Source organism: Paenibacillus cisolokensis (assembly GCF_018403665.1).
Classification (GTDB): Bacteria; Bacillota; Bacilli; order Paenibacillales; family Paenibacillaceae; genus Paenibacillus_AH; species Paenibacillus_AH cisolokensis.
This window is the reverse complement of the sequence record NZ_BOVJ01000262.1, coordinates 1-9,548: the sequence shown is the minus strand read 5'-3', so window position 1 is coordinate 9,548 and position 9,548 is coordinate 1. Positions and strand designations below refer to the sequence as shown.

General features: G+C 61.6%; 9 protein-coding genes and 3 pseudogenes. 1 reads left to right on the top strand and 11 read right to left on the bottom strand.

Annotated elements, in window-relative coordinates; genetic code table 11:
* Nucleotides 1–120: 120 nt before the first annotated feature.
* The 10 genes and pseudogenes from rnc to PACILC2_RS25750 form a co-directional block, all read right to left on the bottom strand.
* A complete protein-coding gene (rnc, locus tag PACILC2_RS25795) occupies nucleotides 121–822 on the bottom strand; it encodes a ribonuclease III (protein ID WP_213531872.1) in 702 nt (233 codons plus the stop codon).
* Nucleotides 812–2,053: a beta-ketoacyl-ACP synthase II gene (gene fabF, locus PACILC2_RS25790; RefSeq protein ID WP_062492535.1), complete on the bottom strand. Its 1,242-nt coding sequence runs from the start codon at nucleotides 2,051–2,053 to the stop codon at nucleotides 812–814. The genes rnc and fabF overlap by 11 nt, the downstream gene beginning before the upstream one ends.
* Before the next feature lie 209 nt (nucleotides 2,054–2,262).
* Nucleotides 2,263–2,496 (bottom strand): acyl carrier protein, encoded by a 234-nt coding sequence (gene acpP / locus PACILC2_RS25785; RefSeq protein WP_062492534.1) that lies wholly within the window; start codon nucleotides 2,494–2,496, stop codon nucleotides 2,263–2,265.
* A 77-nt stretch (nucleotides 2,497–2,573) separates the two neighbouring features.
* Nucleotides 2,574–3,323, bottom strand: a complete 750-nt coding sequence (gene fabG / locus PACILC2_RS25780; RefSeq protein WP_213531870.1) for a 3-oxoacyl-[acyl-carrier-protein] reductase — start codon at nucleotides 3,321–3,323, stop codon at nucleotides 2,574–2,576.
* 49 nt (nucleotides 3,324–3,372) lie between these two features.
* Nucleotides 3,373–4,299 (bottom strand): ACP S-malonyltransferase, encoded by a 927-nt coding sequence (fabD, locus tag PACILC2_RS25775; RefSeq protein ID WP_213531868.1) that lies wholly within the window; start codon nucleotides 4,297–4,299, stop codon nucleotides 3,373–3,375.
* 113 nt (nucleotides 4,300–4,412) lie between these two features.
* Nucleotides 4,413–5,398, bottom strand: a pseudogene (locus tag PACILC2_RS25770) (beta-ketoacyl-ACP synthase III).
* A gap of 10 nt (nucleotides 5,399–5,408) precedes the next feature.
* Nucleotides 5,409–6,397, bottom strand: a pseudogene (gene plsX, locus PACILC2_RS25765) (phosphate acyltransferase PlsX).
* Nucleotides 6,381–6,998, bottom strand: a complete 618-nt coding sequence (gene fapR, locus PACILC2_RS25760) for a transcription factor FapR (RefSeq protein ID WP_213531866.1) — start codon at nucleotides 6,996–6,998, stop codon at nucleotides 6,381–6,383. Before fapR ends, plsX begins: the two are co-directional and overlap by 17 nt.
* A gap of 187 nt (nucleotides 6,999–7,185) precedes the next feature.
* A complete protein-coding gene (gene rpmF / locus PACILC2_RS25755; RefSeq protein WP_082655178.1) occupies nucleotides 7,186–7,359 on the bottom strand; it encodes a 50S ribosomal protein L32 in 174 nt (57 codons plus the stop codon).
* A 62-nt stretch (nucleotides 7,360–7,421) separates the two neighbouring features.
* Complete coding sequence (locus tag PACILC2_RS25750) at nucleotides 7,422–7,937, bottom strand: YceD family protein (protein WP_062496733.1); 516 nt, start codon at nucleotides 7,935–7,937, stop codon at nucleotides 7,422–7,424.
* Nucleotides 7,938–8,062: 125 nt separating this feature from the next.
* On the opposite strand from PACILC2_RS25750, the gene PACILC2_RS25745 reads away from it, so the two are divergent.
* The gene (locus tag PACILC2_RS25745) at nucleotides 8,063–9,310 is read left to right on the top strand and encodes a nucleotidyltransferase (RefSeq protein WP_213531864.1); all 1,248 of its coding nucleotides are present in this window, start codon (nucleotides 8,063–8,065) and stop codon (nucleotides 9,308–9,310) included.
* Here the strand turns inward: PACILC2_RS25745 and PACILC2_RS25740 are convergent.
* Nucleotides 9,294–9,548: pseudogene (locus tag PACILC2_RS25740) on the bottom strand (hypothetical protein); the annotation flags it as partial. The gene PACILC2_RS25745 and the pseudogene PACILC2_RS25740 overlap by 17 nt on opposite strands.

Here is a 9,548-nt window from a genome sequence, read left to right as displayed (position 1 = left end):
AAAAGAGGAGGGGGCCGCATATGCGGCGGCACCCTCCTCCTGACACGAACGACCGCTCCCGAAGACGGGCCGAGGCCCGCTTTCGGCCGTCCGCGATCACGCTTATACCGGCCGGACGCTTCAATCGCCGGCGGCGAGCATCCGCCACGCCTCGGCGGCAGCCCGCTGCTCCGCTTCCTTCTTCGTCCGTCCGACGCCGGTCCCGCTCGGCTTGTCGCCGATTCTGACTTCGACTACGAATTCGCGGTCATGGGCGGGCCCGCGCTCTTCGGCGATCCGGTATTCGATCGGCCCCAACGCTTCATGCTGGGCCCGTTCTTGCAGCTTGGACTTGTAGTCTTTGAGCAGGAGCTCCCCGTCCTCCCCTTCGATGTGGGGGAACACGTTGGCCTCCAGAAATCCTCTCACCTTCTCCAGTCCGTGGTCCAGATAGAACGCCCCGATGAACGATTCGAACAGATCGGCCAGCAGGGCCGGACGCTGGCGTCCGCCGAGCTGCTCTTCGCCGCGTCCGAGCAAGACGTATGAGCCGAGATCGAGATGCTCGGCAAACCGCGCCAGCGACGGCTCGCACACGATACTGGCGCGCATTCGGGTCAGTTCGCCTTCGGGGCGGCGCGGGTACGTACGGTACAAATATTCGGACACGAGCAGCTGGAGAACCGCGTCGCCGAGAAACTCCAGCCGTTCGTTGTCTTCGATCGAGCCGCGTTTATGTTCATTCACATACGAAGTATGGGTGAACGCCTGCCGGAGCAGCCGGGGCCGTCGGAACCGCAGCTTCAGACGACTCTGCAGCTCGTCGAAACGTTCATGCTTCATATTTCCTCATCACAATCGTCGCGTTATGGCCGCCGAAACCGAACGAGTTGGAAATCGCCGTACGGACGTCCGCCTGCCGCGGCTTGTTCGGCACATAATCGAGATCGCATTCCGGGTCCTGGTTGTCGAGATTGATCGTCGGCGGAATAACGCCGTTCTTCAGCGTCAGCGCGAGAATGACGGCTTCCACCCCACCGGCGGCGCCGAGCAGATGACCGGTCATCGACTTCGTGGAGCTGACCGCCAGCTTGTACGCATGGTCGCCGAACGCTTTCTTGATCGCGGTCGTCTCGGACTTGTCGCCGACCGGCGTCGACGTGCCGTGAGCGTTAATGTAATCGATCGTCTCCGGAGCGAGTCCGGCGTCCTTCAACGCCCGCGTCATACACCGCGCCGCTCCGTCGGGATCGGGATCGGTCATATGATACGCGTCGCCGCTCATGCCGTAGCCGATAATTTCGGCATAGATCCGAGCGCCGCGCTTCAGCGCATGCTCAAGCGACTCGACGACGAGCACGCCGGCTCCTTCGCCCATCACGAACCCGTCGCGATCGATGTCGAACGGACGGCTCGCCTTCTCCGGCTCGTCGTTGCGCACGGACATGGCGCGCAGGGCGCAAAACCCTGCCATCCCGGTCGGACGAATCGTCGCTTCCGCGCCGCCGCAAATCATGACGTCGGCATCTCCGCGCTGAATCATCTTGAACGAGTCGCCAATCGAGTGGGTTCCCGTCGCGCAGGCGGTAACCGCCGTGCTGTTCGGCCCTTTCGCCCCCGTCAGCATCGAAACTTGGCCGGATGCCATATTCGCGATCATCATCGGGATGAAGAACGGGCTGACGCGCTTGGGTCCTTTCTCCAGCAGTACTTTATGCTGTTCCTCCCATGTGCCGAGACCGCCGATGCCGGAGCCGATCATAACCCCGACCCGATCCGGTTCGGCGTTGCCGCCGATGTCCAGTCCGGCGTCCTTCACCGCCATCAGGCTGGCGGCGGCGGCGAACTGCACGAACCTGTCCATCCGGCGCGATTCCTTCTTGTCGAGCTGAAATTGCTCGGGGGAAAAATCTTTGATCTCGGCGGCGATGCGCGTCGGATATTCCGATACGTCGAACGATTCGATCCGCGACACGCCCGACTTGCCTTCCATCAAATTCCCCCAGAACCGTTCCAGATCGGTGCCTAGCGAGGTTACGACCCCCATGCCGGTAACGACAACTCTCTGTTTCACTATCTTCACCTCTTGCGGACAGCAATATATAAGGCTGAATTTTTCGTTCATCTATCGAATAAATGCAGTCATGTGCTGCGCTTGTTTCCTTAACCTATGCCGGTACTTGCCGGATAAACCTCAAGTCGCGATCGCATTCGGAGAGCCGTTGATACGGCGGGCAGATGGACAAGTCCCGTTAAAGCAACGGGACTTGTTTGAGCAGTTCGTTACGTATGAGATTGTATGTAAGCGACTACTTCTCCCACCGTCGTAATTTTCTCTGCGTCTTCATCGGAGATTTCCATATCAAATTCGTCTTCCAGCTCCATAACCAGCTCGACTACGTCGAGAGAATCAGCGCCAAGGTCATCCTTGAAGGAAGCTTCCATCGTAACTTCCGCTTCGTCCACGCCTAGGCGGTCGACGACGATACGTTTTACGCGATCCAATACATCGGACATCCGGTTCACCTCCTCCATGGTATTATACGAGAATCGAAGACAAAATGCTATATGAAACCGTGCCTCGCTCTCTCCAATTACATATACATGCCGCCGTCGATATGGACGGTCTGACCGGTCATGTACGACGCCGCATCGGAAGCGAGGAAGCGGACCGCCGCCGCAATGTCTTCCGGCTCGCCGAGCTTCGCAAGCGGAATCTGTCCCATGATTTGCTCCTTCTGCTCGTCCGCCAGCTTGTCCGTCATGTCGGTCCGGATGAAGCCCGGCGCCACGCAATTGACCGTAATTCCGCGCGAAGCAAGCTCGCGGGCGGCCGCTTTCGTGAGGCCGATCACGCCGGCCTTCGCGGCGACGTAATTCGCCTGCCCGGGATTTCCGAGAGCACCGACAACCGACGAGATGTTGATGATCCGTCCCGAACGCTGCTTCATCATCTGACGGGTCACGGCCTTGATGCCGTTGAACACGCCTTTCAGGTTCGTTTCGATCACCTGGTCGAACTCTTCTTCCTTCATTCGCATAATTAAATTATCTCTAGTAATACCGGCATTATTCACCAGAACGTCGATTTTGCCGAAAGTGTCGACAACCTTTTTGACCATTTCGTCGAATTCGGCCGGCTTGCCGACGTCGGCCTTGACGAGTAGCGCCCGCCGCCCGGCGGCTCCCACCGCCTTGGCGGTCTCGGCCGCAGCCGCCTCGCTGCCGGCGTAATTGACCGCGACGTCGGCGCCGCCTTCGGCAAGCGCCAGCGCAATCGCCCGGCCGATGCCGCGGGAAGCGCCCGTTACAAGCGCAACCTTGCCTTCCAAAGTGGCGAACATAGCAATCCCTCCTTCGATTTCTGCCGCCCGCCGCGCACGGCCCGGCGGTTTACAATGCCGCTTCCGCCAGCGACGGCGCGCTGTTTACGGACAGGACGCGGACATTCCGGTCGATCTTCTTGATCAGTCCGGCAAGGACGGTTCCCGAACCGATCTCGACGAACGTATCGGTCCCCTGGGCGATCAGCCAGCGGACGCAATCTTCCCACAGAACGGGCGAATAAACCTGCTCGACGAGAAGCTTCCTGATCTCTCCGGCTGCCGTAACCGGACGAGCCGTCACGTTGGCTACGACCGGCACCGCAGCGTCGCGAATGTCGAGACGCTCCAGTACGCCGGCAAGCCGTTCGGCCGCGGGCTTCATCAGCGAGGAATGGAAAGGCCCGCTCACTTCGAGCGGCACGACGCGCTTCGCCCCGGCTTCCTTGCCGCGCTCCGCGACGGCGCGGACGCCTTCCGCCGTACCTGAGACGACGATCTGTCCGGGGCAATTCACATTGGCCAGCTCGACCGTCCCGATCTCCTCCGACACGGCCGCGCACAACGCTGCCAGCGCATCCCGCTCCGCCCCGAGCACCGCCGCCATCGCGCCTTGGCCGCCGGGTACGGCCTGCTCCATAAATTCTCCCCTCGCACGCACGGTCCGCACCGCGTCCGCAAACGACAGCGATCCGGCCGCCACCAATGCGCTGTATTCGCCGAGGCTGTGTCCGGCCACGTAATCGGGCGTCCATCCGCGCTCCGCCAGCGCTTTCAGCAGCGCGGCGCTGACGGTCAGCAGCGCGGGCTGCGTATTGGCCGTCTGCTTCAGTTCTTCCTCCGGCCCTTCGAAGATGATTCCGCTTAGCCGGAAGCCGAGCGCTTCGTCAGCCTCCTCGAATATAGCCCGCGCGGCGGCGTGCGTCTCGAAGACGTCCCGCCCCATGCCGACGGCCTGGGCCCCCTGGCCGGGGAAAACAAATGCCGTTTTGCCCATTTAAGACGTTCTCCTCCCGTTCCCGAGTTATTCGATCCGGCACGCCGGCACAGCCCGCGCGTCAGCGGCACGCACAATTCGCGCGGCACCGCGGGCGGCGCACGGCCGTCCGGCTACCATACGAGCGTGCAGGCGCCCCAAGTGAGGCCGCCGCCGAAGCCGACCATGACGATCCGGTCGCCCTCCTTCACGCGTCCTTCCTCCACCGCTTCCGCCAGCGCGATCGGAATCGAGGCGGCGGAAACGTTACCGTACCGGTCCAGATTGATCATACATTTTTCCTCCGGCAAATCGAGCCGGTTCAATGCCGACTGGATGATGCGGATGTTCGCCTGATGCGGAACCAGCAGATCGATGTCGGATTTGTCCATTCCGGCCTTGCGCAGCGCTTCCTCCGCCGCGCTGCCCATGATGCGGACCGCGAACTTGAACACTTCGCTGCCGGCCATTTCGATAAAATGCCGGCGGCCGGCGACGCTCTCCGCCGTAGCCGGAAGCCGCGAGCCGCCGCCGCATATTTTGAGCAGCTCGCCGCCCGCTCCGTCCGCTCCCAACTCGAACGAACGGAAGCCTCTGCCTTCCGGCACGCGGCCGAGCACGACCGCGCCCGCGCCGTCTCCGAACAGAATGCACGTGTTGCGGTCGGTATAATCCGTCACGCGCGACAGGCATTCCGCGCCGACGACGAGCGCCCGCTCGTACATGCCGGATGCGATCATCGAGCTTACCGTCGCCAGCCCGTATATAAATCCGGAGCAGGCTGCCGACAGGTCGAACGCCGCCGCCTGCTTCGCTCCGAGCTTCTCCTGCAGCAGACAGGCGGTAGACGGGAAGAACATATCCGGCGTGATCGTCGCCACAACGATCAGGTCGAGCTCCTCCGCGCTGACGCCTGCATCCGCAAGCGCCCGCTCCGCCGCCTCGTAAGCCAAATCGGACGTCGCCTCTTCCGCGGACGCGATTCTGCGCTCGCGAATGCCGGTGCGGGTAACGATCCATTCGTCGCTCGTCTCCACCATCGATTCCAAATCGCGATTGGTCAATACTTTTCCGGAACATACTTGCCCGTCCCGATTATGCCCACCGGATGAAGATTCATAATTGCACGCTCACTTCCCGCTAATTTCCATAGAGATCGTTTCGGTCAACCGCTCCTGAAGCGCGGTTCTCGCCTGTCTGACGGCGTTTTTGATGGCCCGCGCGTCGGAGGAGCCGTGGCACTTCACGACAAGACCGTTCAGGCCGAGCAGCGGAGCCCCTCCGTGCTCTTTGTAATCCAGCTTGCCCTTCATCCGGCGCAGCCCCGGCATCATGACGGCCGCAGCCAGCTTCGTCAGCAGCGACCGGCCAAACGCTTCCTTCAGGGCAGCGAATATGGCGCCGGCCGTACCTTCCATCGATTTCAACAAAATATTGCCGGCAAAACCGTCGCATACGAGCACATCGCATTGTCCGGTGAGAACGTCCCGCGCTTCCACGTTGCCGATAAAATGGATAGGAGCGTCCTTCAGCAAATCGAATGCCGCCTTCGCCGTTTCATTGCCTTTCCGCTCTTCGGTTCCGACGTTGAGAAGGCCGACGCGCGGCTTGCCGATGCCGTTCACCTTGCTCCGGTATATGCTGCCGAGTATCGCGTACTGCAGCAGATGCTCGGGCTTCGCGTCCATATTGGCGCCGAGATCGAGCGCCAGCACCCCTTTATCGTCCATCGTGGGAAGCGTGAACGCCAGCGCCGGCCGCTCGATGCCGGCAAGCCTCCCGACAACGAGCAGCCCGGTCGTCATAAGCGCGCCGGTGTTGCCGGCCGACATCATCGCATCCGCTTCGCCGTCGCGGACGAGCTGTCCGGCGATGACCATCGACGAATTTTTTTGCGCCGGACGGCCTTGACCGGTTCCTCCTCGGGACCGATCGTTTCGTCTGCGTGGCGAACCGTCACGTTACCGGGCTTCCCGTCCGCCAGCAACGGCTCGATCGCGGCCCGGTCGCCGACGAGCATCAGTTCGGTATCCGGCCATTCCGCCGCCGCCGCCAGCGCCCCCTGCACGATCGATTCGGGCGCATGGTCGCCGCCCATCGCGTCAATCGCGATCCGCACGCTCGCTCCCCCCTTCGTTTGCTCTCTCTCCTGCGGATCTGAAAATAACAAAATGGCCTTGAAAAACCATCTCGTCGCCGACATACGTAAACACTTCGACCTTCGCCTTGCTTTTACCTCCCGAATGCGACCGGACAAACGCCTTGGCGATGCATTTCTCTCCGAGCCTGACGGAACGGAGGAAGCGGATGTCCGCCGCCGACGTAAGGGCGATCTCGTCGTTGATGACCGCAACGGCCAGCGAATTCGCCTGCGCGAATACGTGATGCCCTCTGGCGATGCCGGTCCGGGAAAAGACGTGCTCCTTCTGGATTTCGAAGATCGAGATGCCGCTCTTGTCCAACTGCAGATCGACGATTTCCCCGATCACCTCGTCAAGCTGTAGCGAACGGACGGCGTCGTACGACCGTTCCGCCATCAGCTTGAGACGCTCGCGCAGCTCCGGAATGCCGAGTTCCATCCGGTCGAGCCGAATCGTCTGTATGCTTACTTTCAGCAGCCTCGTCAGCTCGCGGTCCGTTACGAACGGGTTTTCTTCTATGATCCGCAGCAGTTGCTGATGGCGCTGCTTCTTCGGTTGCCGTTCGATAATCGGCACCACCTTTATCTTCGGTATGAATACAAAACCGTCAGCTATTATCACCAGGTACTAATTCAGTATATAGAAAAAAGCGGGCGGAAGCAATGCCGCTGGGCGCGCTCCCGTTCCCGCCTTTCCTTCGCCCGTCATCATTCGGAGCAAAAAACAGCACCTCATCCGGAAGACGAAGCGCTGCTTGCATGACCGATTATTGGGAAATAATCTCTCTCGTCTTATAATAACCGCACACTTTGCAAACGTGGTGCGCAAGCTTCAGTTCCCCGCATTGTTCGCATTTTACCATACCCGGTACCGCCAGCTTGAAGTGCGTGCGGCGCTTGTCGCGGCGAGTTTTCGACGTTCTTCGTTGAGGTACTGCCATGTTTCCCACCTCCTTCACAGAATCGGGCAAACCGCCCTATCCTTGCGCCCGTTGAAATCCGTTCATTTCGAATCGAACCATCCCTTCAACGCTTCGAGCCTGGGATCGACCTTCTCGCGTGAGCAGCCGCATGGTGATTCGTTGCGATTGGTTCCGCATTCGGGGCAAAGCCCCTCGCAGTCTTCCCGGCAAAGCGGCACGAACGGAATGGATAGCAGCAGCGTTTCGTAAACGTACGGTTCGAGCTCGACGAGATCGCCGTCAACCGGATGGACGTACGGCGCGTCTTCGTCCTCTTCTTCGCTCTTGACATTGTCTGCCGGAGCGAACGATTCGTCGAACGGTACGCGAAGATGCTCTTTGACCGGCTCGAGACAACGCGAGCATGCCAGCTCCAAACGGATGTCCAGCTCGCCGGTGACCCGCACCGTTCCTTCTTCGGGGCTTGCCTTAAGCCGGCAATCGAGCGGGCCCGCAGACAACACGTCCCGGCGGCCGCCTAAAAGCTGCGAAACGTCAAGCGTCTGCCGCAGCGGAACGACCCGGCCTTTCAGCACTTCCCGCATATGAAACTGCATCGTCATCACTCCAAACAAACAAAGCCTATTATATCGGTCCGCCGCAGTATTTGTCAACATTTTCACGAACCGGCGCGCGCATGGTATATTGAAGATCGACATAGTCGTTCTGTGGGGTGATGGGCATGCGCACGGTCGGAATCGTCGTGGAATACAATCCGTTTCATAACGGACATCTTTATCATTTGCAACAGTCGCTCAAAATAACGGAAGCCGATGCAGTCGTCGCCGTCATGAGCGGCCATTTCCTGCAACGGGGTGAACCCGCGCTTGCCGACAAATGGGTTCGCGCCGAAATGGCGCTGCGGGGCGGCTGCGATCTCGTCATCGAGCTGCCGGTCGCCTATGCGACGCAGGCCGCGGAATGGTTCGCCTTCGGGGCGGTATCGCTGCTGGATGCGACAGGCGTCGTCGATTCGCTGTGCTTCGGCAGCGAGCATGGGGAGATCGGGATTTTGCAGCGAATCGCCCGCACCCTGGCCGCCGAGCCTTCCGGATTCAGGAAGCTGGTCGCCGAAGAGCTGGCGGCCGGCGTGAGCTATCCGGCAGGCTACGGCGCCGCCGTAAGACGGTATATGGAAGCGGCCGGCGATCTTGAAGCGGCAGCCTATCCGCTCGATCAACCGAACAATACGCTCGGGCTGCACTATGTGCTGGCGCTTGAACGGATCGGCAGCCGCATTCGTCCGTACACGCTGCGCCGCGAGAAAGCCGGCTACCACGAACGGCGCTTCACCGACGGGCAGATCGCCAGCGCAACGGCGATCCGCCGGACGCTCATGGAGTCCGGTTCCCTGCAGGACGTTGCGGCTTATCTTCCGCAATCGACCGTCGAGCTGCTGAAGAAGGCTTGCGACGAAGGAAAGGCTCCGATCTGCTGGGAGCGGTTCGCCGAGCGGCTGTTTCACCGCCTGCTCGCTTCGCCGGCCGAGGAGCTTGCCGAATTGCACGAAATGACGGAAGGGCTGGAGCATCGGATCAAGAAGGCGCTGCCTTCGCTGCCTTCCCTTGACGTCGAAGCGCTGCTCGCGGCGCTGAAGACGAAGCGGTACACCCGGACGAAGCTGCAGCGGGCGCTGCTGGCGGCGCTGCTCGGCCACGGCAAGGAGCTGCTCGCGCCCGCCCGCTTGCGCGACGGCATCGGATATATCCGCGTACTCGGGTTTTCCGCCAAAGGCCGGGAGCTGCTTCGCCGGATGCGCCGGTCGGCCCGGCTTCCGGTTCTGCTGAGCGCCGCCCGGCCTCCGGCCGACGACCCGTATCTCCGGCTCGATACGCAAGCGACCGCGGCCTACGCTCTCGCCTACCGCCAGCCGGAGCCGCGCGATCTGTTCCGGGACTATTACGAGCAGCCGATCATCGTCGACCGGTAACCGTTTGCCCGCCGCTCTCGGGCGCGGGCGGACCGCCCGGCTGCGCTTCGAGCTCCCTTATGGCGTCCGCCAGCGTCGCCACCGGAGTCACTTTCATTGCTCCGCCGAGCGCCCGCGCTTTTGCCTCCGCCTCGTCGTAGTTGGCTTCGGGAGCGAGGAACAGCCCGGCGCCCGCCCGCGCGGCGGCCGCTACCTTGTAGGCCGTCCCGCCGACCGCCCCGATCTTCCCTTCCGCGTC

What these genes read in the sequence shown, in the direction of transcription:
- rnc (WP_213531872.1), bottom strand. Translation starts at nt 822, where the DNA reads ATGAAGCATGAACGTTTCGACGAGCTGCAGAGTCGTCTGAAGCTGCGG.
- rpmF (WP_082655178.1), bottom strand. Translation starts at nt 7,359, where the DNA reads ATGGCAGTACCTCAACGAAGAACGTCGAAAACTCGCCGCGACAAGCGC.
- PACILC2_RS25750 (WP_062496733.1), bottom strand. Translation starts at nt 7,937, where the DNA reads ATGCAGTTTCATATGCGGGAAGTGCTGAAAGGCCGGGTCGTTCCGCTG.
- fabG (WP_213531870.1), bottom strand. Translation starts at nt 3,323, where the DNA reads ATGTTCGCCACTTTGGAAGGCAAGGTTGCGCTTGTAACGGGCGCTTCC.
- PACILC2_RS25745 (WP_213531864.1), top strand. Translation starts at nt 8,063, where the DNA reads ATGCGCACGGTCGGAATCGTCGTGGAATACAATCCGTTTCATAACGGA.
- acpP (WP_062492534.1), bottom strand. Translation starts at nt 2,496, where the DNA reads ATGTCCGATGTATTGGATCGCGTAAAACGTATCGTCGTCGACCGCCTA.
- fabD (WP_213531868.1), bottom strand. Translation starts at nt 4,299, where the DNA reads ATGGGCAAAACGGCATTTGTTTTCCCCGGCCAGGGGGCCCAGGCCGTC.